This window comes from Azospirillum sp. NS33, from assembly GCF_059703765.1.
The window spans coordinates 1-24,062 of record NZ_BAAKJB010000047.1 but is presented as its reverse complement, the minus strand read 5'-3'; the positions used below and the strand labels follow the sequence as shown (position 1 = coordinate 24,062).

Genomic DNA, 24,062 nt, shown 5'->3' with positions numbered 1-24,062 from the left:
CGGTTGCGGGTCGGTCGGGGTTGTGTGGAGATGCGATGGCGTGTGCGGGAAGCCCGCACAGCCGGTTCAGAGCAGCCGCCGGAGCCGGGGCACCAGCCAGTCCTCGACGTCACGCACGCAGTCGAACAGCACCGGCACGAACACGAGGCTGAGAGCCGTCGACGATATCAGCCCTCCGATCACGGCGATCGCCATCGGGGCCCGGAACGCCGTGTCGAGGCCGAAGCCCACGGCGACGGGCAGCATGCCCGCCAGCATGGCCAGCGACGTCATGATGATCGGCCGCGCCCGGACGGTGCAGGCGTCGACGATCGCCACGCGCCGGGGGGTGCCGCCGCGCATGCGCTCGACCATGTAGTCGACGAGCAGGATCGAGTTCTTGTCGGCGATCCCCATCAGCATCAGGATGCCGATGGCCGCCGGCATGTTGAGATCGGTCCCGGTCAGCAGCAGGGCGAGGAAGGCGCCGCCGATCGACAGCGGCAGCGCCGCCATGCGGGTGATCGGCTGGATCCAGTCCTTATAGAGCAGCACCTGGATCGCGTAGACCATCAGCAGCCCCAGCCCGATGGCGGTCAGGAAGCGGGAGGACAGGTCGGTCATCTCCTCGACGTCGCCGGTGTCGCGAACCTCGATGTCCTTCGGAAGCGCCTGCATGGCCGGCAGGGCGCGGATCTGCTCCATCGCGTCGCCAAGCGGCAGACCGTCGAGATTGGCTTCGACCGTGATCTTGCGGCGGCGGTCGTACCGCTCGATGCTCGACGGGCCGGACCCGAAGCGGATGTCGGCCACGGCGGCAAGCGCCACCGTCCCCCCCGATGCCGTCGGAATGCGCAGTTCCCGGATGGTGTCGAGAGACGTCGCCGGACCGGCGGCGAGCCGCGCGCGGATGGACAAGCGCCGTCCGTCGCGGTTGAGCTTGGCAAGGTTGCTGTCCGTGTCGCCGATGGTGGCGATGATCACCGCGTCGCTCAGCGCCTGAACGGTCACGCCGAGCTGGGCCGCCTTGGCGAAATCGGGAACGATCAGGATCTCCGGCTGTGCCGCGGGCATCGTGCTGCCCACCGAGTTGATGCCGGCGATGCCCCGCATGTCCCGCTCGATGGCGATGGCCGCCGCTTCCAGGGCCGTCGCGTCCTCGCTGGTGAGCGCGATGCTGATGTCCTTGGCGCCGGCGGCGTTGGCGAACGTCACGCGGGCGTCGGGCTCGGCCTCCAGTTCCGGCAGCACCAGGCTTTCGAAGTCGCGCTGGCTGATGGCGCGCGCCTTCGGCGGCACCAGCTTGATGTCCACGGTCGCGGTGTTGACGCCGGTGTCGCTGCCGGCGTTGGTCAGCACGTACAGCACCTCGGGGTGCGCCTTCAGGGTCCGCGCGACGCGCTGCGCGACCGCATCCGTTTGCGCCAACGTCGAGCCGCGCGGCAGTTCGATGGTCAGGCTGGATTGCGAATAGTCCTCGTACGGCAGGTATCCCGTCGACACGAACGGCACCATGCCGAACGACAGCGCGAGGCTGAGGGCGGCGATGCCCAGCGTCTTGCCGCGATGGTCCAGCGTCCACCCGACCAGGCGGCGGTAGCGCGCGGTCCACACCCCCGTCGCTTCGGGGCGGTGCGCCGGGGCCTTCAGGACGTACGCGGCGATCAGCGGCGTCAGCAACCGCGCGACGAGCAGCGAGAAGACCGCCGCCACGGCCACCGTCACCCCGAACTGGACGAAGAACTGGCCGGACGTGCCGCCCATGAAGCTGACGGGCAGGAACACGGCGCAGATCACCGCCGTCGTCGCCACCACCGCCAGGCCGATCTCGTCGGCCGCGATCATCGCCGCGTCATAGGGCGTTTTCGCCGTCGCCATGTGGCGATGGATGTTCTCGATCTCGACGATCGCGTCATCGACGAGCACGCCGGTGACGAGCGAAATCCCCATCAGGCTGACGAAGTTCAGCGAGAAATCCAGCAGATGGATGACGAGGAAGGTGGGGATGATCGACAGCGGGATGGTCAGCGCCGCCAGCACCGTCGCCCGCCCGTCGCGCAGGAACAGGAAGACCACCAAAATCGTCAGCGCCGCGCCTTCGAGGAAGGCCGACACCGTCGACTCGTAGCTGGTCTGCGTGAAATCGACGAGCGAGAAGACTTCGGTGAAGACGAGGGCGGGGTTGGCGGCGTGCATCTCCGCGATCGCCGCCTTGACCGCGGCGCCGGTGGAGATCTCGCTGGCCCCCTTGGCGCGCTGAACGGAGAAGATGACGGCCGGCTTGCCGTCTATCTTGGTGATGGAGCGCGCCTCCGCCCCGCCGTCGGTGACGTCGGCGATGTCGCCCAGGCGAACGCCGCGGCCGGAGCCAAGACCGATCCAGGTGTCGCGCAACGCCGCCACCGACGGCGCCCCGCCGAGTGTCCGCACGCTGTATTCCGTGCCCCCCTCCACCAGACGCCCACCGGGGAAATCGGCGCTGGTCTGGGCCAGCTGGCGGCTGATGTCGGCGGCGGTCACGCCGAAGGCGGCGAGCCGCGACGGATCGAGGGTGACGGTGATCTCATGCGTGGCACCGCCGTGACGCGTCACTTTCGCCACGCCGTGAACGGCCAGGAGGCGCCGGTTCACGGTGTCGTCGATGAACCACGCCAGGTCCTCCGGCCGCATCCCGGGGGCGTCGGCGCTGTAGACGAGCAGGGCCCCGTCCTCGCCCTCCTCGCGCCGCACCTGGGGGTCCTGGATCGTGCGCGGCAACGCGTCGCGAAGGCCGGCGACGGCATCGCGCGCGTCGTTCGTCGCACGGTCGAAGTCGGTCCCCAGATGGAATTCGACGGTCGTCGCGGACACCCCTTCCGAGACCGTCGAGGTGATGTGCTTGACCCCGCGCAGCCCCGCAAGGGCGCCTTCGACGCGGCGGGTGATCTGGGTCTCCATCTCGCTCGGCGCCGCACCGGCCTGGCTGATCGTGACGCTGACCGCGGGCACGACGATGCTGGGCATGTTGCTGATCGGAATCTTCGAGAAGGCCACCAGCCCGGCGATGGTCAGGGCCAGGAACAGGACGATCGGCGGGATCGGGTTGCGAATGGCCCAGGTGGACACCGGCATCGCCATGATCAGCGGTCCTCCACCGGCGTCACGATGTCGCCCGAACGGACGAGCGACCCGGCCCGGGCGACGACGCGCACCTCGGGCGTCACCCCCGCGACGAGCGCCACCTCGTCCTTCTGCACCAGCAGCCTGACCGCCCGGCGCGCGATGCGGCCTTCGGCCGTGACCGTCCACACGAAGGCGCCGGCGGCGTCGCGCTGGATGGCGGTCGCCGGCACGGCCAGGGCGGCGACCGTGGTCAGCGCGATGTCGCCATGGACGAAGCCGCCGACCTTCAGCCCCTCCCGGCCGGGGATCGACACGCGGACCGGGGCCGCGCGGTCGGCCGCGTCGATGCGCGGCGCTATCAGTCGCACCGTTCCCGACAACGGACCCGGCATCCCGGAGATCGACAGTCTGACCGGCGCCATCGGCGATACGCGGCCCGCCGAACCCTCCGGAACGCGCAGCTCCGCCTCGATGTCGCCATCGCGGGCGATGCGGAACAGCGCCTCGGCGGGGTTCGCCAGCCCACCGACCGTGGCCCGACGCTCGAACACGATGCCGCTCTCGGGAGCCGTGACGACGGTGCGCCGCTCGGCCAGCCGCGCCTCCTCCAGCTTGGCCCCGGCCGCGTCCACGGCGTTCTTCTTTTCGCTGACGAGGCCCTTGCTGACGGCCCCGGTGTCCTTGATGGAGTCGACGCGGGCGAACTCGTCGCGGGCCTTGGCGTACTCCGCCGCCATCTGGGCGACCAGCAACCGCACGGTCTCGGGATCGAGCACAGCCAGCGTGTCGCCCTTGCGGACGCGGTCGCCGACCTCGGCCGACACGCTCAGGATGCGGGCGTTGGCGACCTCGGCGACCACCGCGACGTCCTCGCGCGGGACCAGCGTTCCGGTCACGCCGATGCGCTCGACCACGCGCTCTTCCCGGGGTGTTGCAACGCTGACGCTCAGAACCCCGATCGGCGCGACACGGCGCACGGGGTTCGGCTCGTCATCGGAAAGCGAGATCCCGGCACAGGCCACCCCGCCCAGAACCGCCGCCGCAAGAAAGACTGTCCGCTTCATGGCTCCGCCAACCTTCGGTCGAAGGCACGGCGCTCGGCGCCGGCCACCCGACGCCTTGGTGGCAGAGAGCGGTTGCGATCGGGCCGAGGGTGTGTGGAGATACAATGGAGATGGGACAAGGACGGACGGCAACGGTGGAGAAGCAAGCGCTGGTTCTGGTCGCCGAGGACGACCCCGACATCGCCGACATCCTGGCCGCCTATCTGGAGCGGGCGGGGACCCGCGTGGTGCGGGCGGAGGACGGCCGGCGTGCGCTGGACCTTCACCGGTCGCTGAGCCCCGACCTGCTGTTGCTGGACGTGCAGATGCCGCGCCTGGACGGCTGGCAGGTGCTGGCGGAGGTTCGCCATCGCGGCGACACCCCCGTCATCATGCTGACCGCCCTGGACCAGGACATCGACAAGCTGATGGGCCTGCGCATCGGCGCCGACGACTACGTCGTCAAGCCGTTCAATCCGGCGGAAGTCGTCGCGCGGGTCAAGGCGGTGCTTCGCCGGGCGAGCGGAGAGGGCCGGGCCGACTCGCGCCGCGTTCTCCGCGTCGGCGCCCTCACGGTCGACCTGGAGGGGCACCAGGCGCGGGTCGAGGGCGGGGACGGGCAAGAGACGGCGCTCGACCTGACGCTGACCGAATTCCGCCTGTTGGCCCATCTGGCCCGGACGCCGCGACGGGTGTTCAGCCGGGGCGATCTTCTCGAAGCCTGCCTGCCGGAGGGCGAGGCGCTGGAACGCACGGTCGACAGCCACGTGAGCAAGCTTCGCAAAAAACTGGAAGCGCAGGGTGTGACGGGCGTGCCCGCGAACGTGCGGGGCGTCGGCTATCGCCTGGGGGGAGCGTGACGTCGATGTCGGGGCGACGAAAGGGGTCCGGCCTGCGCCGCCAGATCGTCCTGTCGATGACGGTTCTCGCGTTCAGCGTGGCCTTGCTGGTGATCTTTGGATCCTATGTGTTCTATGCCGTTTTCCTGATCTACTCGCCGGACAGCATTTCCGACGATCTCGTCCCCGCCCCGGCGGAACTCACCTGGATGGCGGTGACGATCCTCGTGGCGCTGGTGCTGGCAACCAGCGTCGCCGTCAAGCTGGCGCGGCGGATTCTGGCACCGCTCAACTCCGTCGCCGACACCCTGCGGCGGGTGGCGGAAGGCGACCTGTCCGCCCGCGCGGTCGCCGACGACCAGTCGGTGGGCGAAGCGACGCGCCTCGTCTCCGACGTCAACAATCTGGCCGAACGCCTGGAGTGCATGGCCCGGGACCGCGCATTCTGGAACGCCGCGATCGCCCATGAGCTGCGAACCCCGGTGACGGTGCTGCGCGGCCGTCTCCAGGGCCTGGCGGAGGGGGTGTTCCAGCCGACCCCTCACCTGCTGGCGGGGTTGCTGAGCCAGGTGGAGGGCCTGTCCCGGCTGGTCGAGGATCTGCGCGTGCTCAGCCTGGACGAAAGCGGCCGCCTGACGGTTCAGTTGGAGCAGTGCGATCTCGCCGTCGAGATCCGCTCCACGGTCCATGCCGTCGAGCCGACCTTGCGCGCTGCGGGGTTCACGCTTTCCCTGGACGTGGACGAAACCGAAGCGATCTGCGATCCGGTACGGATGCGGCAGGCTCTGCTGGCGTTGCTGGACAACGCCGTCCACCACGCGACCCCTGGGCCGCTGCGCGTCCGCTCGTTCGACAGCGACGGCATGGCTCACCTTCAGGTCGAAGACTCCGGACCGGGAATTCCCGACGGAATCACCGAGCGCGTGTTCGATGCGTTCCATCGCGGCGAGGACGATGGATCCGGTCGGGGCAGCGGCTTGGGTTTGGCCGTGGTGAAGGCGATCGCGCGGGCGCACGGAGGGAACGCAACCTGCCGGGCCACCGCTGCCGGGGGAACGGTTTTCGAACTGGTCTGGCCCGCATGACGTGACGGAGGGCGGCGCCGTCGCGCCGCTGCCCTCTACCACAGGGCGTTGCGGGACGAGCGCTCGATGGTGCGGATCTGCGACATGCCCGGCAGGATCTCGGAGCGGATGAACTCCAGCCGGCGGACCGGGCCGCCGCCGCGGGCGAAACGCTGCTTCCACAGGCTCATCTTCACCGCCAGGCCGCACAGCACCCCGCCGATGGTCAGGTGGTGGGTGAGGATCAGGTTGCGGATGGTGTGGAAGCTCTCGGCGTTGATGTTGCGCCAGAACTCGCGCGAGCGCGTGTCGAAGCTCTCGAAGCGGCCGGTGATCGAGGTGGTGATCTCCGTGAGATCGCGGCCCACCTCGTCCAGCATGCGGCCCAGGCGGGGCTCGCGGCGGACGTCGTTGGAGGTGTGCAGCTCGTTGGTCCAGACCATGAAGGCCTGGACGTCGGGGACGATGTCGTCGAGGCAGTGCTTGAAATAGGCCAGCGACAGGAAGATGTCGGCGTACTCCTCCAGGAACTGGGGGATGGCCGCCAGCGGGATGTCGAGACGGTCGGCGGTCAGTTGCAGGCGCCGCCGCGCCTCCTCCACGTCGGGCTGGCTGAACATGCGCAAGAGCTCGTCCATGCTCGTCACGCCGTCCTCGCCGCCGCCGTAGACATGCTCGATCAGCGGCCGGGTGAACACCCGCATGTAGTCGGTGAGTTCGGCCCGCTTGGCGTCCGACAGGCGCAGGCAGCGGGCCTCGTCGACGTCGATGTTGAGCCGCCGCAGCTCCAGACGCAGGGTGTAGATGTCGAAGCTGGCGGCCGAGGCGATCCGCATGAGCATGTGGATGTCCTGGCGCATCGCGGCGTCGTCGACGCCGAAGCAGCCGGGGAGTTGCTCGATGGTCACCTGGCCGCTGCCGGTCTGGGCGTCGTTGAAGACCTCCGCCACCGTTTCCAGCCGGACGTTCTTGATCAGCCGGGCCCGCCGCAGCGCCGGGTTGGCGAGCGGCAGGATCGCCAGGGGCAGGATGTGGAGGGAGTCGCGTCCCTCGTCCTGCAGGCTGCGGGGCGCCCCCGCCCCCGGTCGGGTGCGCCGCCCCGCTGTCCCGCCCCGCAGGTTCCGGTTTGGCCCGCCCGTTTCGGCTTGCACCTCTCTGCCTCTAGAAGCGCGGGAAATTCAGCAGCGTCATGGTCACCGACGGGTCGATCGAGATGATCGACGGGCTCTGCGACAGCGGCCCGACGCTCGGGATCGCCGCCGTGGCGGCGGCCGGGCTGCCGTTCTTGATGTCGTACATCAAGGCGAAGCGGTCGAGCATCTTCGCCATCTTCTCCGGATCCTTGAAGTCGGCGATGTCCATGCGGTCGGCCAGCAGGTTCTTCTGCTTGTCGACGTCCAGCATCCCCAGCTCGTCGGGGAAGTCCAGCATGGTGAAGACGACCTCGCGCACCGCCTTGTCGGCCAGCACCTGGTACCAGTTGGTCAGGCCCGGCGCCTTGCGCTGGAAATAGAGGCCGAGGCGGACCGCCGGGTTGGTGCTCTCGGAATCGACCTCCAGGTTGACCCGGACGAAGCGGTCGACGATCGCGTCGACGATCTGCGGCTGCTGCAGCGGCAGCCCTCCGGTCTCGGCGAACGACAGGACGGTCGCCATCTCCTTGAACTTGGTGTCGTTCAGGCGGTTGGCCAGCGCGCCGTCGTCGGTCACCCCCTGCTCGAGCACCTTGCGGATCAGCGCCCGGGCGTAGATCTGCGATTCGAGGTCGAAGGCCTCCATGACGAAGCGGTAGAGCTTGTCGTCGGCCATGAACTCCTCGACCGTGGTGACCTTGCCGATGTTCTCCTTGAAGTACGCGATCTCGCGGGTCACCGACGGCCGCTTGATGATGACCTGCTCGAAGCGGTCCTGGTTCATGGTGACGAGCCGCAAATCGGTGATGGTGCTCATGCCTCGATCTCCCCGCCCGCGGGACCGGCATCACCGTCGCCGGCGCCACCGGCCGGCCCGCCCTGCGCGGCCACCTCGTCGGGGTCGCGGTAGCCGGCGGGGATGCGCATGATGACGTCGCCGGTCTCGGTGTCGAGCACGTCGGTGTACATGCGGCCGGTGCCGCCCTCGAGGTTGACGCGGTACGGCTGGACGACCGGCTTGCGGGCGATTTCCGCGGAGTCGCTCTTGGCCGTTTCCTCGACCACCTCGTTGGGCTTGGTGGTCTCCGCCTGGGCGGCGCGCAGGCGGTCGGCCTGGCGCAGGCGCGCCTCGGCGATGGTGTCGGCGCTGGCCGGCGGGCGCTCGCCCGATGGGCCGGACACGCCGCTGACGGGGGACGTCATGGCCTCATCCTCCCGGAAAGAGTTCGGCGGCGTCCACGGCGGGCTTGGCCGGCGGTGTCGCCAACAGGGTGTCCTCGTACTCCATGACCGGGCGCAGCGCGGCCAACGCCTTGTAGTAGTCGCGCTCGCCGATGTGCCCCATGGACCGGGCGATGCGCTCGCGGATGTCGGGGCGCAGGAAGGCCGCGTACAGCGCAGCCATCATGTCGGTGACGGCGCCCACGCTGGTCGCCGCCATCTGCGGGTCGAGCAGCATGCTCTGGATCAGGAAATAGGCGCGGCGCACCGGCGTCCGGGCCTCCTCCTCCTGCAGAATGTCGCTTCCGCGAATGATCTGCGCGAAATTGGACACCGTCAGGGTGTAGCGGCGGTTCTCGTTCTGCACCACGCAGCCGTTGATGACCACCCTCTCACTCGGTTTCAGGCGGAGCTTAAGAGCCATGGGCCAGATCCTCGGCGGGCTGGGATACGCCTTGCAGGCCCTGCATGACCGCACGGTTGATGTCGATCAGCAGGGAGGGCGATCCCTCGCCGCGCAGGATCCGCTGGGTCTCCCGGTCCACCGTGAAGGAGAGGGAGATGAGGCCGGCGCGCAGGGTTTCGGGCAGAGCGTTCCCGTCGTCCAGGAGATCGGCGCGGAGCACGCCCCACAGCTCCAGGTTCCGCCACAGGGCGTCCTTGAGAGGCGGGGATTTGTGGCCAGCGTCGCAGTGCTTTTCCAGCGCCACGGTGATGCGCAGGAACACGCGGTACTCGATCTTCCGCGGAGGGTCGCACTCGGCAATGGTCTGCTGATAGGCGGCGATGCTCATAATCGCACCTTTGGCGTTTGTCAGGGGGGGCGTCGCGGCGGCACGTTGTGGGCGCCAACCGTCGGATCGACCACGCCGGGCACGGCAAGGCGAGGGAAACCGGCGCCGGCCCCGATGGGGTCGGCGCCGGCCCGGCGGAGGGTTAGCGGAACAGCGACAGGATGTTCTGCGGACCCTGGTTGGCGATGGACAGCGCCTGGGTGGCGAGCTGCTGCTGGACCTGAAGGGCCTGCAGGCGGCTCGATTCCTCGGTGAGGTCGGCGTCGACCAGGAGGCCGATGCCCTTGTTCATCGAGTCGGTCAGCTTCGACAGGAAGTTGGTCTGGATGCTGATGCGGTTCTCGATGGAGCCGAGAACAGCGGCCTTCTCGATGACCGCGGTCAGCATGTCGTCGATCGCCATCAGCGACCGAGCGGCGTTGTTCTCCATGTCGAGCTGCTTCAGCTGGGCCAGGCCACCGAAGGCGTCGCTCTCCTGCGTCTCCATCCACACGCCCTCGATCTTGGAGGTGTAGTTGGTGTCGGCAGCGATGTTGCCCGTGGTGGTCCAGTCGGTCACGTCGGCGATCGCCGCGAAGCTGGCGTCCGCGAAGTCGGGCTTCTCGTAGCCGCCGGCGACGGTGAACTGGAGCTGGCGCTTGCCGTCCACCGTGGCGAAGGAGGCGTTGAGGATGCGATCCGTCAGCAGGGTGTCGGCGGTGGCGTAGTCGGTCGGCGCGGCGGCGCCGAGGGCAGCGGCGGCGGTCACCGACACGGCCGCCTCGGCACCGGCGATCGAGTTGACACCCGCGGTGGCGGCGCTGAAGTCGATGTCGGCGGTGAAGATGTCGGTGCCGGCAAGGTCGTAGTTGAACGCGGCATCGCCACGGTCGAACGCCGCACCCGCGGCCTCCGACGCCGCCGTCGCGAACGACGTCGCACCCTCGAAGTCGTTGACGTTGGCGGCCAGGTACGCCGCCTCGGCGATCGCCGCGGTGTCCTTCACGATTTCGGCGCGCTCGGCGACCACGGCCGCCGCCTTGGCCTGATCGACGACCGACGGGATCATCGCGGCGTAGGCCTGCTTGGCGATGGCGTCGTTGATCTTGGTGACGATCGCCGCCTCGGTGGTCGCCTGGTCGGTGTCGTAGGCGATGTCGCTGAGGTCGACCTCGATCTCGAAGGCGATCGGCTGGATCTCGAGAGCCACCGCGTTGTCGGCGACCGTCGGGGTGACGGCGGCACCGGCCGCGTCAACGCCGTTGGTCAGGTAGTTGACGTGCATCTTCTCGGTGGTGAAGGTGAACGACATCTTGTCGAGGCCGAGGTTCTGGCCGTCGATGTAGGTGCCGGTCGCCGTGCCGACGTCGAACGCCAGGGAGGCCTTCGCCGACACCGTGGAGTCGACCTCCTGCTCGATGGTGGACTGGCCGACCACCGAATTGGAACGCATGTCCTGGCGGTTGAAGGAGATGTAGCTCGGCACCACGCCGCTGTCGGTGCGGCTCAGGGTGGACAGCACGTCCACGCCCAGGTCCTTCGGCGAGCCGTCGGGGGAGTAGCTGACCTGCAGCCAGTTGTCGCCGTTGAACGAGGCGGCGTTGACGATGCCTTCGATCTGGCCGATGAACTGGTTGACTTCGTCCTGGATGAACTTCGGGTCGGTGCCGTCGGACTGGGCGGCGACGATGCGCTGCTTCATCTCCGTCAGCATGTCCTTGACGCTGTCGGCGCCGTTGGCGGCGGAGATCGCCGTCGAGGAGCCGAGGCCGAGCGCGTCGGAGACCGCCTTGAAGCCGGCGACGTCGGACTTCATGGTGGTGGCGATCGACCAATAGGCGGCGTTGTCGCTCGCCATGGCGACCTTCAGGCCGGTCGAAATGCGGTCCTGGGTCGTTTCGAGATCGCTCGTGACCTTGCGCAGGGTCTGCAGCGCGGTCATCGCCGAGGCGTTGGTCAGAATCGAGGCCATGGATATCTCCGTTCGTGAGATGTCATAGCGCCTTTCTGACGCCGGGGCCGGTCCGCGCAGGCCTTCCCGTTCGTGTGCGGGAGCGCGGCGGCAAACTTATGGTGACGGTACCGGTTTAAGGCGGCGTAAAAAAACAGGCGGATTTGCCGTCCCCGTTTTTTTGCTTTAGCGCATCCAGTATTCGTCGAATTTTTAAAAAATTCGGCACAGGTTCAACAGGACGTGCCGCGTCCTTCCACACAGCGCGGCGTTCAGCGGCCGGTCAGGCGCAGCGCGCGGTCGGCCATCGCCGGCGTGGTGGGGAACATGGCGATCCGTCCGGCCGCCTTCGGCGCCGCCTCCATCAGCCGCTCGCGCAGGCGTGCCGCCATGTCGGGCGCGGCGTGGTCGGCCGGTGCCTCGAACTTGTAGCCGCGGCCGTAGACCGTCTCGATGTAGCGGCCGCCGCCGGTCGCCTGGTCGATCTTCTTGCGCAGCTTGCAGATGTAGACGTCGATCACCTTGTCGAGCGGGTCCGAGCCGGACAGGCCGTAGACCTCCTCGTAGATGTGCTCCTTGGAGACGACCCGGCAGTGGTTGAGCGCCAGGACGTTCAGGATGGCGTGCTCGCGCTGGCTGAGGCGCAGCCGCACGCCGTCGACCTCGGGGTCGCGGCCGTCCAGGAAGACGGTCAGGCGGCCGACGGTGACGGCGTTGCTGGTCAGCCCGTAGGAGCGGCGGCAGATCGCCTCCAGGCGGGCCCGGATCTCGGTGCTCACCACCGGCTTCACCAGCACGTCGTCGGCGCCGGCACGCAGGATGGTGGCGGTGGTGTTGGCGCAGCGCCGGTCGATCAGGCAGACGATGGCCGAGGTGACCCGGTGGGCCCGCAGCAGCGACACGCAGCCCGCGGTGTCGCCGACCTCGCCGACGATGATCGCATTATAGTTAAGAGCGAGGTGATCCTGGCCGTTCAGCATGTCGTACAGCCCGGCGACGTCGATTCGGTCATGGTAAACTTTACTAAGATCGAGCTGCTTCCCGATGGCTTTGGCAATCAGGTCCCCTGGTTCGATCAGCAACGTCCGCATTGGATTCTCCATGGTGCTGGCAAGCAAGGGCGACACGTTGCCTTTTAGCCAATTTAAGCCGTGTCACGACCTTATCACAGCCTCAAAAGAAACCCGCCAAGGGTAGGATGTCAACGGTTTGTAGTACCTTAAAAAGCTTATGCTGAAAGGCCGGTTAACCCCTCTTAAAGGATCTGTACACGGAAAGACACTGCCTAAAATTTTAGGTTATGCCTCTTTTACTGGTTATCGACCCGCAACCAGGAAGGTCACAGGAGGCTCTCAACGCAACGTTGCTTCCGAGAAATGGTTAACGCCGCGGACTCCGCGTGAACCGGGCCGCACGAAGTGTAAATGCCGGTTTAACCCTAACTACGTAAACCTGGACTCCACCACAGACTCGGAGGGTGCGGTGCGGCGAAAGGGCGGTGTCCGATTTGGACGGGGTGGAGCGGCTGCTTGCGGGCTGATGCTGTCGGCGTGCGTCACGACGGCGGCGGCGCCGGACAGCGCGTATCGCCAGGCATTTGAGAAAGCCGTGACCATTGGCCAATGCGCCGGCCCCGACGTTGAGCGGATGTGGGCCGCCTATCGCCAATGGTACGCCGTCGGCACGGCGATTGCCGGCCACGACCGCGGCGACGAGGCCGCCGCGCTGCTGCGCCAGGGTGACACCTTCCAGGTCCTCGGCTGCCCGGCGGTGGCCCACGCGTCCTATGCCGCGGTGCTGAACCGGTATCCGGAGCCGGGCCTGGCCGCGCTGCGCGAGGCGGCACTCCTGGCCAAGGCCGCCCTTCCGCCGCCGCCACCGCCGCCCGACTCGGGTGCGGGCGCGCCGGCCCCCGCGGCACCCGGCACGATGGTGCCGCCCGCGGCACCCGGCACGATGGTGCCGCCCGCGGCACCCGGCACGATGGTGCCGCCCGCGGCGGCCCCGGCCGGCCAGCCGTTCGATCTCCACGCCTGACCCTGACCCTGACCCTGCCGTCACCGGCGGCGGGGCCGGGCGAGCGCGCTCAGCCCGCCGCCCGCTGCGGTGCGGCCCACGCCTCGAAGGCGGTGCGCACCGGCGCGACCAGGGGCGTGGGGTCGCCGCCCTCGCGCAGGAGACCCTCGGCCGCAGCGCACAGCGCGGACAGGGCGTCGGCGCCGACCAGCAGGCTCGACGATTTCAGCGAATGCGCGGCGGCCATCGCCGCGGCCCGGTCGCCCTCGGCCATCGCCGCCTCGATCGCGGCGACCAGGCCGGTGGCCGAGTCCAGGAAACCGTCCAGCGCCGCCCGCACCGCGTCCGGGTCGTCGCCCACCAGGTCGCGCAGCCGGCCGGGAACCGGGGCCGGCGCCGCCGGGGGCCGGGCCGTCATGGCAGCGGCCGGTGTGACGGGTGTGGCGGGCGCCGGCTGGCGCAGCCTGTGGGCCGCCGGAAGGTGGAGGGCCAGCGCGGCCTCCAGCGCGTCGATGCGGATCGGCTTGGCGAGGTGGCCGAGCATGCCGGCGTCGCGGCACGCCTCGGCGGTGCCTTCGACGGTGTCGGCGGACAGCGCCAGGATCGGCATGGTGTCGCCGCCGATCGCCCGGGCCAGGGCATAGCCATCCATGCCCGGCATGTGCAGGTCGGTGAGCACCAGCCCATGGCGGTCGCGCCGCAGCAGCGACAGCGCCTCCCCGGCGTCGACCGCGACGTCGTGGACCACGCCCAGCCGCGCCAGCACCCGGCGCAACACCAGGCGGTTCGTCGGGTCGTCCTCGACGCACAGCACGACGGCGCGGGACGCCGCCGCCGCGGCCTCCGCCGGGGCGGTCCAGGCGTCGGCCAGGGCGCCGGCCGCGGCGACGGGCGCCGGTGGCGGTGCGGCGCAGGCCGGCGCCGCGATCTCGAACCAGAACAGGGAGCCGGCACCGGGCGTGCTCTCCACGCCGATGGTCCCGTCCATCAACTCCACCAGCCCGCGGCAGATCGACAGGCCGAGGCCGCTGCCGCCGAACCGGCGGGCGATGCTGGCGTCGACCTGGGAGAACGGCTGGAACAGCGCCAGCCTCTGTTCGCCGGAAATGCCGATCCCGGTGTCCTCCACCTCGGCCCGCAGGCGGCCCGGGGCGGGTACCGTGACGCGCACGGCGACGTGGCCGTGCGCCGTGAACTTGACCGCGTTGCCGGCGAGGTTGAGCAGCACCTGGCGCACCCGCACCCCGTCGCCGCGCACCCAGCCCGGCACCGCGCCGTCCAGCGCCACCGTGAACGCCAGTCCCTTCTCGCGGGCCCGCGGTCGCAGGATGGCGGCGGCGCCGTCCAGCACCGCCGCCGGCGCATAGGGGCGGTCCTCGGTCTCCAGACGGCCGGCGTCGATCTTCGACGCATCCAGCACGTCGTCGAGGATCGCCAGCATGGCGTCGGCCGAGCTGCGGACGGTGTCGACCATCTCCCGCTGGTCGCGGTCGAGCGCCGTCGCCGCCAGCAGCTCCGCCATGGTCGCCACCCCGTTCATCGGCGTGCGGATCTCGTGGCTCATGGTCGCCAGGAAGGCGGAGCGCGCGTGGGCCGCGCGCTCGGCGTCGGCGCGCGCACGCTGCAGCTCGGTGACGTCGTAGACCCACACCACCATGGCGTCGGTAACGCCGTAGGGAGCGGTGGCGAAGGACAGGTGGAGGGCGCGCCGCTCGCCGTCGGGCCGCACCGCGTCCACCGCAACCACCCGGTCGTCCATGCCCCGGGCCAGGATGGGCCCGCTGAGGATGCCCATCACCGCCTCGGTCACGCCCTCCCCCTCGACGCCGAGGATCTCGGCGATGCGGCGGTTGCGGTAGAGGATGGTGAAGGCCTCGTCGAGCATGACGGCGCCGATCGGCGCGTCCTCCAGGGCGTCGGCCAGATCCGGCCCGAACACGCCGGGCGGGGCCAGGCCGAAGGGATCCACCGCTCAGCCCTCGTGCGCGGCGATGGTGAAGACCACCGGCGGGATCATCCCCATGTCCGCCAGGTCCGACAGCCGGGCGATCAGCGCACGGTCCAGCCGGATGTGGGAGGGCAGGATCACCTCGCCGCTGTGGGCGCGCACGTTCGCCGCCAGAATGGTGCCCGGCAGCAGATCGGCGACCGGGGTCTCCAGGCGGGTGCGCCGCGCCGCGCCATCGCCGGGCGGCGGCTCCGCCGGCGGCGTCGGCAGCGGCGGTGGCGCCGCCGGGGCGGTCTTGCGCGCCCGTTCCGCCGGCCAGGGGTCCGGGATCGCCACCCGGCGGTAGACCTCCGGCGCCTTGAGGTCGAAGGGCAGCGTCCAGGCGCGGTCCATCCGGGTGAACAGGGCCTCCTTGGTGACCGGCTTGACGACGTAGCCGTTGATGTCCAGCTCCATCGCCGACTGGACCAGGCCGCTGTCGGCGCGGCCCGTCAGCATCACGATGGGGAGGTCGCGGCGGACCTGGCCGAACCCGGAGCGGATGCTGCGGGCCACCGCCAGACCGTTGCCGTCGGGCATCACGAAATCGAGCAGCGCCAGGGTGACCGCCGGCTTGGGCGCGCCGAGGCGGTCGATGGCGTCGCGGCCGCTGGCGGCGATCTCGACGTCGCAGCCCAGGGTCGAGCGGATGATGTTGGCCACGATGGAGCGCATGAAGGCGTCGTCATCGGCGAGAAGGACGATGTGGTGACCGTGCCCGTTGCTCGACATCATGGTTCCCCCTATCCCCTGTCGCGGGCGCAATCCCGATGCGTGCAAGTAAGGCGGATCTCCCGGCCGTGGCAACGGTTCGTTTGCGAACGGCATAGGACTTTAAGGAGTTTTTAACAGGCGTTACCGGGCCTACAGCGCGACATCGGAGTTGAGGCCGGTGTCGAAGCGCAGCCAGTCGCCGGCCAAGGGGCCGACGGTCAGGGTGCCGCGCAGGCGGCAGGCCTCCAGGGCGAGGCGGGCGCTCTCGTGCAGCTCGGCGAGCAGCGCCGCCGGCAGGCCGCCGGCGGTCTGCAGGGCGAGATCAAGCTGGCGGCCGGCCAGGGTCGCGGTGAGCTGGACGGCGCCCAGGGTCGCCGGGCGCGCCTGCAGCACCACGGTGAAGCCGCCGGTGTCGTCGGCGTCGAAGCTGGTGGCGCACACCAGGTCGGCCGGGAGAATCGTCGCCCCGGCGGGGTCGAGCAGCGGCACCCGCTGCACCTGCCAGGCCCGCCCGCCCAGGTGGTGCTGGCGCGGCGCCAGGGCGTCGTCGCATTCGTCGAGCACCAGCCCGTCGTCCAGCCCCTCCAGCTGGGCGACCACGTCGGACGGCAGCCACGCCCGGCAGCCCGCCGCCGCCGTCGCCAGAAACAGCGCCAGCCCCGCGCCGAACGTGGAATCGCTGCGCGGCAGGCAGCCGCGTGCCAGGGCCGCCGCCTCGCCGTCGAAGGGCGCCACCAGGTCGAGCAGGCGAACCACCGCGCCGCTGTCGTGCGGGCCGTCGGTGTCCCCGTCGCCGTCCCCCGGGCCGCGCCGGCCGCCGTCCGGCAGGGGCCGCCCCACCCCGCCGCCCTCCCCCGCCACGGTGCGCAGGCCGGCCACGGCGAACGGGCCGGGCGGCGGCATCGGCCACCGCCCGGCGTCGGACGACGGCGGCGACGGGGTGTCCTGGGGCGGCACCTGGCCCGGCGGCGGGCGCGGCAGATCGGGCGGCATCATCAGTACACCACGGCGTCGCCGTCGTCGGTCTGCGGGATGACGATCGCCCCGTCGTCGGCCATCGACTTGGCCATGGCGACGATCTCGGCCTGGGCGTCGTTGACGTCGCGCATGCGCAGCGGCCCCATGTTCTCGATCTCGTCCATCAGGATCAGCCGGGCGCGTTCCGACAGCACCGACAGGAAGTGGTCGCGCTGGGCCGCCTGGGCGCCCTTGAGGGCAATGGCGATCTGGCCGGTGTCGCAGCGCCGGATCAGGTTCTGCAGCGACACCCGGTCGAGCCGCATCAGGTCCTCGAAGGTGAACATCAGCTGCTTGATCCGCTGCGTCGGCTCGGGAAGCGCCGGCTCCAGGTCGGCGAAGATCTCGGCCATGGTGTCGCGGTCGATGCGGTTGAAGATGTCGGCCATGCGCTCCAGCGAGTCGTTGCCGTGGGTGCGCGCGTAGTTGGCCATGAACTCGCTGTGCAGGATGGACTCGATGTCGAGCAGCACCTCGCGCTGCACGGACTCGATCTGGATCATCCGCTCGATGACCTCCCCGCGCACCGATTGCGGCAGCAGGACGATCGACTTGGCGGCGTGCTCCGGGCGCATCTTGGACAGGATCACCGCCGCCGTCTGCGGGTATTCGCCGGCCAGGTAGTTGGCCAGGACGCCCTCGTTCACGTTCGACATCTTCTCCCACATGGTGCGCCCGGCGGGGCCGCGGATCTCGCCCATGATCTCCGACACGCGGTCGGTGGGCAGGAACCGGGTCAGCATGCGCTCCGTGCTGTCGTAGGAGCCGACCACCGACCCGGTCTTGGCGAACCGCTCGGTGAAGACGCGCAGCAGCGATTCGACCAGGTTCGAGGTGACGTTGCCCAGGGTCGCCATGGCCCGGCTGACGATGCGGATCTCGTCGTCGTCGAGGCGCTCCATCAGCCGGGACCCGCGTTCCTCGCCGAGCGCCAGGAAGATGATGGCGCTCTTCTCGGCACCGTTCAGGCTCTTGTAGTTCTCACGGATCTTGACGGGGGATCCCATGGCGGCACCTCAAAATGAGCAGTCGGCGGAGGCCTGGCCGTCGTCCGGCCCCTCCGGCGGGGTGGCGAGCAGGCGGTCGTGGCGGAAGGCGCCGGCCATCACGGTGCCGGCGACCAGCAAAAGCTCGTGCGGGATCAGCGGGTGGCCCTCGACGGCGGCGAGCAGGTCGAGGACGCTGGCGTCGTCGCCCGGGGCGACGCCGGCGCGGCGCGCCAGGGCGGTGAGGCTGTCGGCCAGCCCGGCGGCGCGAACGGGTGGCGTGACGTGGACGGCCATCGCCTCACACCCCCGTTCCATAGGACCGGATCAGGCTGCCGGCGATGAGGAACCAGCCGTCGGTCAGGACGAAGAAGATGATCTTGAACGGCAGGGCGATCATCACCGGCGGCAGCATCATCATGCCCATGGCCATCAGGATCGCCGCCACCACCATGTCGATGACCAGGAAGGGCAGGAACAGCAGGAAGCCGATCTCGAAGGCGCGGCGCAGCTCCGACAGCAGGAACGCCGGCATCAGCAGGCGCAGGTCGACGGCGGCCGCCGTCGCCGGACCGGCGTCCTCCTCGACGGTCGCCCCGCCGGCGCCGGACGGCTCCTCCGGCGGCGCCACCGTGCCGCCGGAGAAGGCGGCGAAGGCCGTGAGGTCGCGCCCCCGGACATTGGCGAACATGAACTCGCGGAACGGCTCGATCATGCGCTCCAACCCCTGCTCCTGGGTCACCTGCTCGTTGAGAAGGGGCCGCAGGCCGTCCTGCCAGGCGCGGTCCATCACCGGGCTCATGATGTAGAAGGTCAGGAACATCGCCAGGCTGATCAGCACCATGTTGGGCGGCGACTGCTGAAGGCCGAGGGCGGACCGCAGCAGCGACAACACCACGATGATGCGGGTGAAACAGGTGACCATGATCAGCAGGCCGGGGGCGACGCTGAGCACCGTCAGCAGGATGATGCCCTGGACGATCCGCCCCGACAGGCTGCCGCCGTCGCCCAGGGTTCCCAGCGATCCCAGGCCGAGGTCGAAGCTCTGCGCGGCGGCGGGGGACGCCGACAGCACCGCCGCGACGGCCAGGGCCGCAACGGCGGCGGATGCCGCCGGCCAGGTCACAACGGCGGCGGATGCCGCCGGCCAGGTCACAACGGCGGCGGATGCCGCCGCCCGGGTCACAACGGCGGCGGATGCCGCCGCCCGGGTCACAACGGCGGCGGCCGCTGCCGGGGCCAAAACGGCGGCACCCGCCGCCGAAGGAACCGCGCGCAAGGGGGTCATGGTCCGGTCCCCGGTCAGTCGAGGTCCAGTTCCGCGTTGCGCACGATCTCGGTCAGGGTGACGCCGAGGCGTTGGTCCTCGACGATCACCACCTCGCCGCGGGCGACGAGCCGGTGGTTGACGAGGACCTCCACGGGCTCGTCGACCTTGCGTTCCAGCTCGAGCACCGCGCCGCGGCCGAGCTTGAGGAGCTGCGCCACCAGCATGCTGGTGCGGCCGAGCACGACCTGCACGTCGACCGGAACGTTGTAGATGGCGTTGATCGGCCCGTCGGGGCCCTTCTCGCCGTTCTTGGTGTCGTCGACGAGGTTGTCGAGGTTCAATGAAGGCATGATGCGTTTCTCGCTTCCGTCGAAGTCGGGAGGTCAGTCACGGGTGGAGGCGGCGGGAACCAGCGCGGCGATGGTGCGGTCGACGACCGCCGCCAGCGCGCGTTCCAGGTCAGCGGGATCGCGGCGCAGCCCGCCGGCCTCCCACGTCGCGTCGAGGGCGCCCGGTACCAGGGAGTCGTCGGCGACGACGGTGAGGGCGCCGGCGTATCCGGTGTCGGCAGCCATGGCGCGCATCCGGGTGTCGAGGTCGGCGGCCACCGCGGGATGGACCCGCACGCGCAACTCGGGCGCGCCCGCGGCGGCCCGCAGGGCCTCGCCGGCGACCCGTTCCACCTCGGTGCGGGCGGTGGCGCTCATCAGATGCGGCGCCAGGCGGCCGACCAGCGCGGCGAGAAGGCCGGTGCCGTGCGCCTCCAGCCGCTCCAGAAGCGCCGCGTGGGGCGCCTCCAGCGCGGCGGCCCGTTCCAGCAGGCCGGCCAGCCCGTCGGCGATGTCGGCTTCCAGGCGCTTGCGCGCCAGCGCCTCGCCCTCGCGCCGGCCGCGCGCCACCCCGTCGGCCTCGGCCTCCTGGCGGGCCGCGGCGACCGCGGCCTGCAGGGCACGCTCGGAATGGCGCGGCACCGTCAGGGGATCGACCGGCTCGGGCGGTGGTGGCGGCGGCGGCGCTTCGACCCGCGCGCCGCCGAAGCTGCGGTCGAAGCGGTAACGCTGGTAGACCATCACGCGGCCTCCTCATAGAGCCAGGACCGCAGGATGTCGATGGCCTCGTCGGGGTACTGGTCGACCATCTCGCCGAGCCGGCGGATCGACGAGGCGCGCACCCGGCCCTCCACCGCGCGCAGCTCGATGAGCTGCTCCATGGTCTCCTCGATGCCCTGCATCGGCAGGGCGGAGTCGCTCTCCTCGCCGTCCTCGTCGGTCGCGCCCGTGCGCGCCATGCCGGCGGCCCCGGCCGCCCCGCCGGCGGCCCCGGCGGCCGCCCCGGCCGTGGCCCCGGCCGGGCCGGCGAGCTGCGGGACGGCGCCTGCGGCGGCCCCCGCCAGCGCCTCCGCCGCCTCCGCGACGGCCGGCTCGGGGGCCGGGAAGACGCGGCGGATCAGCGGCCGCAGCCCGACCAGGATCAGCAGGCCGGAGAGCACCAGCAGGATGATCCACTGGATCAGCGTCATCACGTTGCGCGACAGGGTGTCGACGATCTCCTGCCAGGGATCGCGCACACCGAGGTCGGGGGCCATCTCGACGAATTCGAGATTCTCCACCGTGACCCGGTCGCCGCGGTCGGCGTCGAAGCCCATGGCGGACCGCACCAGCTCGGCCAGCCGCTCCAGCTCCTGGGCGTCGCGGGGCTGGTAGGTGCGGGTGCCGTCGGCGGCGGTGGTCGTCACGCCGTTGACCAGCACGGCGACGCTGAGGCGGCGCACCTCGCCCGGCTCGATCACCGTCTCGCGCGCGACGTTGGAGATCTCGTAGTTGATGGTCTCTTCCTGGCGCCGCGTGTCGTTGCTGGACTGGGCCGCCTGGGCCTGGGCGTCGACCTCGTTCTGGGGCAGGTTCTGCTCGGCGGTGACCGGCGGCTCGCCGCTGCTGTCGACGCTGCGGCCCTGCTCCTCGACCAGCTGGGTGGACCGCACCACCTGGCTGGCGGGGTCGAAGGTCTGGCTGCGCACGACCTCGCGCTTGGTCTCGATCTCGGCGGCGACCTGGACGCGCACGTTGCCCGGACCCAGCCGCGCCACCAGCATCTGCTCGATGGCGCGGGCGACCCGGTTCTCGGTGGTGGCGCGCATCCCGTCGGCGCGCGCCGAGGCCAGGCCCGGCCCGTCGTCCTCGCTCAGCAACAGCTCGCCCGCGGCGTCCAGGACGGTGACGGAGCCCGGCTTGAGGTCGGGCACCGCGGCCGACACCAGGTGGCGGATCGCCAGGGCCTGGCGGCGCTCCATCACGGCGCGGCCGCGCATGCGCACCACCACGGACGCGGTCGGCGTCGGCGCCGTGCGCGAGAACTCCTCGCGGTCGGGCAGCACCACGTGGACGCGCGCCGCCTCGACGCCGGACAGCGTCTCGATGGTGCGGCCCAGCTCGCCCTCCAGGGCGCGCAGGCGGTTCATGCGCTGCATGAAGCTGGTGATGCCCAACGGCTTGTCGGTGTCGAACAGCTCGTAGCCGACGCCGCCCGACGAGGGCAGCCCCTGTTCGGCCAGCAGCATGCGCACCCGCGACGCCTCGGACTGGGGCACCTCGATGGTGGTCCCGTCATAGGGCGCCGCCACCGGCACGCCCAGCGTCTCGATGGCCTTGACGATGCGCCCCGCCTCGGCCGGCTCCAGGCCGGTGTAGAGCGTCGTCATATGGGGCTGCGACAGCAGGAGGGCCATGCCGGCGATCGCCGCGACAATGCCGACGCCGGTTCCGGCGAGCGCCAGGAGCCGTCCGCGCCCGAGCGATCGCAAAGTGTCGAACAGACTGTCCACGCTCGCCGCACCTTTAAAGTTTCCGAAAATCGGGGGTCCTACTCTCGGCCCCGAACACCAGGCAAGACTATCGGCGGTGCTTTTAAGCGGAGTAAAAAATGCCGGGGATCACCCGGCGACAAATTCCCTAAAAATTTATCCGAGCATGATTTTCCTAAAAATCCAGCCACTCGAGCGGACGGGACGGTATGAATACAAGCATTGACGACTTCGACTTGGCCATGGCGCAGAAAACGGGGCCGTCGCGGCGGGTTCTGATCGTCGTGCTGCCGCTCGCCCGTCTTCTGCTCGGCATGCTGGCGGTTGTGGTGGTGCTCGGCGCCGGCGTCGCCGGCTATTGGCTGGCGGTCGGCCAGGATGGGGTGGACCGCCTGCTCGCCCTGACCGAGCCGGCCGTTCCGATCGAGACCGACGGCGTGATCGAGGTCCCGGACACGATCGTCAACCTGCGCCGCGACACGCCGTCCCGCTTCATGAAGATCGGCATCACCCTGGTGTCGGTGCCGAGCCGGCGGGTCGAGGTCGCGGAGGCGATGCCGCGCCTGGTCGACGCGATGCAGGAGTTCCTGCGCAACCTCGACGAGGACGACCTGGACGGCTCCGCCGGCCTGCACCGGCTGCGCACCGAGCTGAAGCGCCGCTTCAACCTGCTGCTCGCCCCGCCCGGGACCACCCCGGCCGACGGCGAGCCCATCACCGACGTGCTGCTGCGCAGCCTGCTGACCCAATAGCGATCGCGATCCAACCCGCAGAGGCTCAGGATGACCAATCCCTCCGACGGCGAGACCCATGGGGCGGACCAGCCCCACCCCGAACAGCCCCATCCCGACTGGTCCGCCGCCGCCGACGGCGCGGAGCAGCCGATGGCCTGGCCGGCCGCCGGCCAGCACGACGGGTCGGGCGGGGAGTCCGGGGCCGGGACGGCGGACGCGGCCGGCGGCGCGCTGGACGCCGACTGGAACCAGGCGGTGCTGAAGGCCGCCGCGGCCGCCGCGGCGGCCGGCGGCGAGGCCGGTACGGTGGGCGACTCCAAGATCCTCAATCAGGAGGAGATCGACCGCCTGCTCAACTTCGCCATGCCGCAGCTGTCCGACGAGCCACCCAACGCGATCAAGATGCTGATCAGCTCGACGACGGTCAACAAGGACCGCCTGCCGATGCTGGACGTGGTGTTCGACCGCATGGTGCGGCTGCTGAACACCTCGCTGCGCCAGTTCGCGACCAGCAACGTCGAGGCGTCGCTGATGCGCATCGAATGGCTGCGCTACACCGACTTCCTCGACACCATCGAGCTGCCGGCCCTGATCGGCGTGGCCCGGGCGGAGCAGTGGGACAACCAGATGCTGCTGTCGATCGACAGCGCGCTGATCTACTGCATGATGGACGTGCTGCTGGGCGGCCGCCGGTCGCGGCCCGGCCGGGTCGACGGGCGCGCCTACACCTCCATCGAACGCAAGATGACCGAGCGGCTGATGAAGGTCATCCTGCAGGACCTCGGCCAGTCCTTCGACCCGCTGGCGCAGATCGACTTCGTGTTCGACCGTCTGGAGGTGAACCCGCAGTTCGCCACCATCACCCGCGCCACCAACGCGGTGATCCGGGTGCGCATCGCGGTCGAGGTGGAACGCCGCACCGGCCACGTCGACGTGGTCATCCCCTACTCCACCCTGGAGCCGGTGCGCGGCAAGCTGGTGCAGATGTTCATGGGCGAGCGGTTCGGCCACGACTCCGTGTGGGAGAACCACCTGAAGGGCGAGCTGATGCGCTCCAAGCTGGAGCTGGTCGCGGTCCTCAGCGAAACCCAGGTGTCGCTCGGCGAGGTTCTGAACTGGCAGAAGGGGCAGTCGCTGAAGCTGCGCATCAACCCCGAGGGGCAGGTCCTGGTGACCAGCAAAACCATCCCCCTCTTCGCCGGCCACATGGGGCAGCGCAACGGCAACATCGCCGTCAAGGTGGACACCGACCTGGACACCAAGCAGGAGCTGATCGATGGTCTCCTTTCTCATTGATGCCGCGCTGGCGGTCATGCTGGTGACGGCGACGGTCTATCTCGTCATCGTCAACCAGCGGCTGAAGCGCCTGCGCAGCGGGCAGTCGGAGATCAACGCGCTGGTCAGCACCTTCTCGCGGTCGATCGACGACACCG

The 24,062-nt window shown here is 70.0% G+C and carries 23 protein-coding genes; 5 read left to right on the top strand and 18 right to left on the bottom strand.

Annotated features, from left to right (window positions below):
• Positions 1 to 66: 66 nt before the first annotated feature.
• Together AC6H2I_RS27585 and AC6H2I_RS27580 are read right to left on the bottom strand one after the other, a co-directional pair.
• Complete coding sequence (locus tag AC6H2I_RS27585; protein WP_497503987.1) at positions 67 to 3,096, bottom strand: efflux RND transporter permease subunit; 3,030 nt, start codon at positions 3,094 to 3,096, stop codon at positions 67 to 69.
• Positions 3,097 to 3,098: 2 nt separating this feature from the next.
• Positions 3,099 to 4,145 carry an efflux RND transporter periplasmic adaptor subunit gene (locus AC6H2I_RS27580; RefSeq protein WP_497503986.1) on the bottom strand — a complete coding sequence of 349 codons (1,047 nt, stop codon included), beginning with the start codon at positions 4,143 to 4,145 and terminating at the stop codon, positions 3,099 to 3,101.
• Positions 4,146 to 4,249: 104 nt separating this feature from the next.
• Here AC6H2I_RS27580 and AC6H2I_RS27575 point away from each other — a divergent pair, with 104 nt between their 5' ends.
• Positions 4,250 to 4,984 carry a response regulator gene (locus AC6H2I_RS27575; RefSeq protein WP_497503985.1) on the top strand — a complete coding sequence of 245 codons (735 nt, stop codon included), beginning with the start codon at positions 4,250 to 4,252 and terminating at the stop codon, positions 4,982 to 4,984.
• Between the two features lie 5 nt (positions 4,985 to 4,989).
• A complete protein-coding gene (locus AC6H2I_RS27570) occupies positions 4,990 to 6,048 on the top strand; it encodes an ATP-binding protein (RefSeq protein ID WP_497504004.1) in 1,059 nt (352 codons plus the stop codon).
• Positions 6,049 to 6,083: 35 nt separating this feature from the next.
• Here AC6H2I_RS27570 and AC6H2I_RS27565 read toward each other — a convergent pair whose 3' ends face one another.
• The 7 genes from AC6H2I_RS27565 to AC6H2I_RS27535 form a co-directional block, all read right to left on the bottom strand.
• Complete coding sequence (locus tag AC6H2I_RS27565) at positions 6,084 to 7,178, bottom strand: hypothetical protein (RefSeq protein WP_497503984.1); 1,095 nt, start codon at positions 7,176 to 7,178, stop codon at positions 6,084 to 6,086.
• A gap of 10 nt (positions 7,179 to 7,188) precedes the next feature.
• Entirely contained in the window at positions 7,189 to 7,977 is a 789-nt protein-coding gene (locus AC6H2I_RS27560; protein ID WP_497503983.1) for a DUF1217 domain-containing protein, read from the bottom strand.
• Complete coding sequence (locus tag AC6H2I_RS27555) at positions 7,974 to 8,363, bottom strand: hypothetical protein (protein ID WP_497503982.1); 390 nt, start codon at positions 8,361 to 8,363, stop codon at positions 7,974 to 7,976. The genes AC6H2I_RS27560 and AC6H2I_RS27555 overlap by 4 nt, the downstream gene beginning before the upstream one ends.
• A gap of 4 nt (positions 8,364 to 8,367) precedes the next feature.
• The gene (locus AC6H2I_RS27550; RefSeq protein ID WP_497503981.1) at positions 8,368 to 8,805 is read right to left on the bottom strand and encodes a flagellar biosynthesis repressor FlbT; all 438 of its coding nucleotides are present in this window, start codon (positions 8,803 to 8,805) and stop codon (positions 8,368 to 8,370) included.
• Complete coding sequence (locus AC6H2I_RS27545) at positions 8,795 to 9,175, bottom strand: flagellar biosynthesis regulator FlaF (RefSeq protein WP_497503980.1); 381 nt, start codon at positions 9,173 to 9,175, stop codon at positions 8,795 to 8,797. Before AC6H2I_RS27545 ends, AC6H2I_RS27550 begins: the two co-directional genes overlap by 11 nt.
• A gap of 142 nt (positions 9,176 to 9,317) precedes the next feature.
• A complete protein-coding gene (locus AC6H2I_RS27540; RefSeq protein WP_497503979.1) occupies positions 9,318 to 11,126 on the bottom strand; it encodes a flagellin N-terminal helical domain-containing protein in 1,809 nt (602 codons plus the stop codon).
• A gap of 251 nt (positions 11,127 to 11,377) precedes the next feature.
• Complete coding sequence (locus tag AC6H2I_RS27535) at positions 11,378 to 12,196, bottom strand: response regulator transcription factor (protein ID WP_497503978.1); 819 nt, start codon at positions 12,194 to 12,196, stop codon at positions 11,378 to 11,380.
• A gap of 517 nt (positions 12,197 to 12,713) precedes the next feature.
• Between AC6H2I_RS27535 and AC6H2I_RS27530 the strand changes: the two genes are divergently transcribed.
• Positions 12,714 to 13,142, top strand: a complete 429-nt coding sequence (locus tag AC6H2I_RS27530) for a hypothetical protein (RefSeq protein WP_497503977.1) — start codon at positions 12,714 to 12,716, stop codon at positions 13,140 to 13,142.
• A gap of 49 nt (positions 13,143 to 13,191) precedes the next feature.
• On the opposite strand, the gene AC6H2I_RS27525 is transcribed toward AC6H2I_RS27530, so the two are convergent.
• From AC6H2I_RS27525 to fliF, 9 genes are all read right to left on the bottom strand, one after another.
• Entirely contained in the window at positions 13,192 to 15,090 is a 1,899-nt protein-coding gene (locus AC6H2I_RS27525; protein ID WP_497503976.1) for an ATP-binding protein, read from the bottom strand.
• Between the two features lie 3 nt (positions 15,091 to 15,093).
• Positions 15,094 to 15,843 (bottom strand): response regulator, encoded by a 750-nt coding sequence (locus AC6H2I_RS27520; protein WP_497503975.1) that lies wholly within the window; start codon positions 15,841 to 15,843, stop codon positions 15,094 to 15,096.
• A 129-nt stretch (positions 15,844 to 15,972) separates the two neighbouring features.
• Entirely contained in the window at positions 15,973 to 16,818 is an 846-nt protein-coding gene (locus tag AC6H2I_RS27515; RefSeq protein WP_497503974.1) for a hypothetical protein, read from the bottom strand.
• Entirely contained in the window at positions 16,818 to 17,846 is a 1,029-nt protein-coding gene (locus AC6H2I_RS27510) for a flagellar motor switch protein FliG (protein ID WP_497503973.1), read from the bottom strand. Before AC6H2I_RS27510 ends, AC6H2I_RS27515 begins: the two co-directional genes overlap by 1 nt.
• Positions 17,847 to 17,855: 9 nt before the next feature.
• The gene (locus tag AC6H2I_RS27505; protein WP_497503972.1) at positions 17,856 to 18,122 is read right to left on the bottom strand and encodes a hypothetical protein; all 267 of its coding nucleotides are present in this window, start codon (positions 18,120 to 18,122) and stop codon (positions 17,856 to 17,858) included.
• Between the two features lie 4 nt (positions 18,123 to 18,126).
• Positions 18,127 to 18,951: a flagellar type III secretion system pore protein FliP gene (locus AC6H2I_RS27500; RefSeq protein WP_497503971.1), complete on the bottom strand. Its 825-nt coding sequence runs from the start codon at positions 18,949 to 18,951 to the stop codon at positions 18,127 to 18,129.
• A gap of 176 nt (positions 18,952 to 19,127) precedes the next feature.
• Positions 19,128 to 19,445 (bottom strand): flagellar motor switch protein FliN, encoded by a 318-nt coding sequence (gene fliN, locus AC6H2I_RS27495; RefSeq protein WP_497503970.1) that lies wholly within the window; start codon positions 19,443 to 19,445, stop codon positions 19,128 to 19,130.
• A 33-nt stretch (positions 19,446 to 19,478) separates the two neighbouring features.
• Entirely contained in the window at positions 19,479 to 20,165 is a 687-nt protein-coding gene (locus AC6H2I_RS27490; RefSeq protein ID WP_497503969.1) for a FliH/SctL family protein, read from the bottom strand.
• The gene (gene fliF, locus AC6H2I_RS27485) at positions 20,165 to 21,916 is read right to left on the bottom strand and encodes a flagellar basal-body MS-ring/collar protein FliF (protein ID WP_497503968.1); all 1,752 of its coding nucleotides are present in this window, start codon (positions 21,914 to 21,916) and stop codon (positions 20,165 to 20,167) included. The genes AC6H2I_RS27490 and fliF overlap by 1 nt, the downstream gene beginning before the upstream one ends.
• Positions 21,917 to 22,104: 188 nt before the next feature.
• Here fliF and AC6H2I_RS27480 point away from each other — a divergent pair, with 188 nt between their 5' ends.
• Together AC6H2I_RS27480 and fliM are read left to right on the top strand one after the other, a co-directional pair.
• Positions 22,105 to 22,647 carry a flagellar basal body-associated FliL family protein gene (locus tag AC6H2I_RS27480; protein ID WP_497503967.1) on the top strand — a complete coding sequence of 181 codons (543 nt, stop codon included), beginning with the start codon at positions 22,105 to 22,107 and terminating at the stop codon, positions 22,645 to 22,647.
• A gap of 30 nt (positions 22,648 to 22,677) precedes the next feature.
• On the top strand, positions 22,678 to 23,925 hold the full coding sequence (fliM, locus tag AC6H2I_RS27475) for a flagellar motor switch protein FliM (protein ID WP_497503966.1): 1,248 nt from the start codon (positions 22,678 to 22,680) through the stop codon (positions 23,923 to 23,925).
• Positions 23,926 to 24,062 lie beyond the last annotated feature (137 nt).

What these genes read in the sequence shown, in the direction of transcription:
- AC6H2I_RS27585 (WP_497503987.1), bottom strand. Translation starts at nt 3,096, where the DNA reads ATGGCGATGCCGGTGTCCACCTGGGCCATTCGCAACCCGATCCCGCCG.
- AC6H2I_RS27580 (WP_497503986.1), bottom strand. Translation starts at nt 4,145, where the DNA reads ATGAAGCGGACAGTCTTTCTTGCGGCGGCGGTTCTGGGCGGGGTGGCC.
- AC6H2I_RS27575 (WP_497503985.1), top strand. Translation starts at nt 4,250, where the DNA reads ATGGAGATGGGACAAGGACGGACGGCAACGGTGGAGAAGCAAGCGCTG.
- AC6H2I_RS27570 (WP_497504004.1), top strand. Translation starts at nt 4,990, where the DNA reads ATGTCGGGGCGACGAAAGGGGTCCGGCCTGCGCCGCCAGATCGTCCTG.
- AC6H2I_RS27560 (WP_497503983.1), bottom strand. Translation starts at nt 7,977, where the DNA reads ATGAGCACCATCACCGATTTGCGGCTCGTCACCATGAACCAGGACCGC.
- AC6H2I_RS27555 (WP_497503982.1), bottom strand. Translation starts at nt 8,363, where the DNA reads ATGACGTCCCCCGTCAGCGGCGTGTCCGGCCCATCGGGCGAGCGCCCG.
- AC6H2I_RS27550 (WP_497503981.1), bottom strand. Translation starts at nt 8,805, where the DNA reads ATGGCTCTTAAGCTCCGCCTGAAACCGAGTGAGAGGGTGGTCATCAAC.
- AC6H2I_RS27545 (WP_497503980.1), bottom strand. Translation starts at nt 9,175, where the DNA reads ATGAGCATCGCCGCCTATCAGCAGACCATTGCCGAGTGCGACCCTCCG.
- AC6H2I_RS27540 (WP_497503979.1), bottom strand. Translation starts at nt 11,126, where the DNA reads ATGGCCTCGATTCTGACCAACGCCTCGGCGATGACCGCGCTGCAGACC.
- AC6H2I_RS27535 (WP_497503978.1), bottom strand. Translation starts at nt 12,196, where the DNA reads ATGCGGACGTTGCTGATCGAACCAGGGGACCTGATTGCCAAAGCCATC.
- AC6H2I_RS27520 (WP_497503975.1), bottom strand. Translation starts at nt 15,843, where the DNA reads ATGATGTCGAGCAACGGGCACGGTCACCACATCGTCCTTCTCGCCGAT.
- AC6H2I_RS27515 (WP_497503974.1), bottom strand. Translation starts at nt 16,818, where the DNA reads ATGATGCCGCCCGATCTGCCGCGCCCGCCGCCGGGCCAGGTGCCGCCC.
- AC6H2I_RS27510 (WP_497503973.1), bottom strand. Translation starts at nt 17,846, where the DNA reads ATGGGATCCCCCGTCAAGATCCGTGAGAACTACAAGAGCCTGAACGGT.
- AC6H2I_RS27505 (WP_497503972.1), bottom strand. Translation starts at nt 18,122, where the DNA reads ATGGCCGTCCACGTCACGCCACCCGTTCGCGCCGCCGGGCTGGCCGAC.
- fliN (WP_497503970.1), bottom strand. Translation starts at nt 19,445, where the DNA reads ATGCCTTCATTGAACCTCGACAACCTCGTCGACGACACCAAGAACGGC.
- AC6H2I_RS27490 (WP_497503969.1), bottom strand. Translation starts at nt 20,165, where the DNA reads ATGGTCTACCAGCGTTACCGCTTCGACCGCAGCTTCGGCGGCGCGCGG.
- AC6H2I_RS27480 (WP_497503967.1), top strand. Translation starts at nt 22,105, where the DNA reads ATGAATACAAGCATTGACGACTTCGACTTGGCCATGGCGCAGAAAACG.
- fliM (WP_497503966.1), top strand. Translation starts at nt 22,678, where the DNA reads ATGACCAATCCCTCCGACGGCGAGACCCATGGGGCGGACCAGCCCCAC.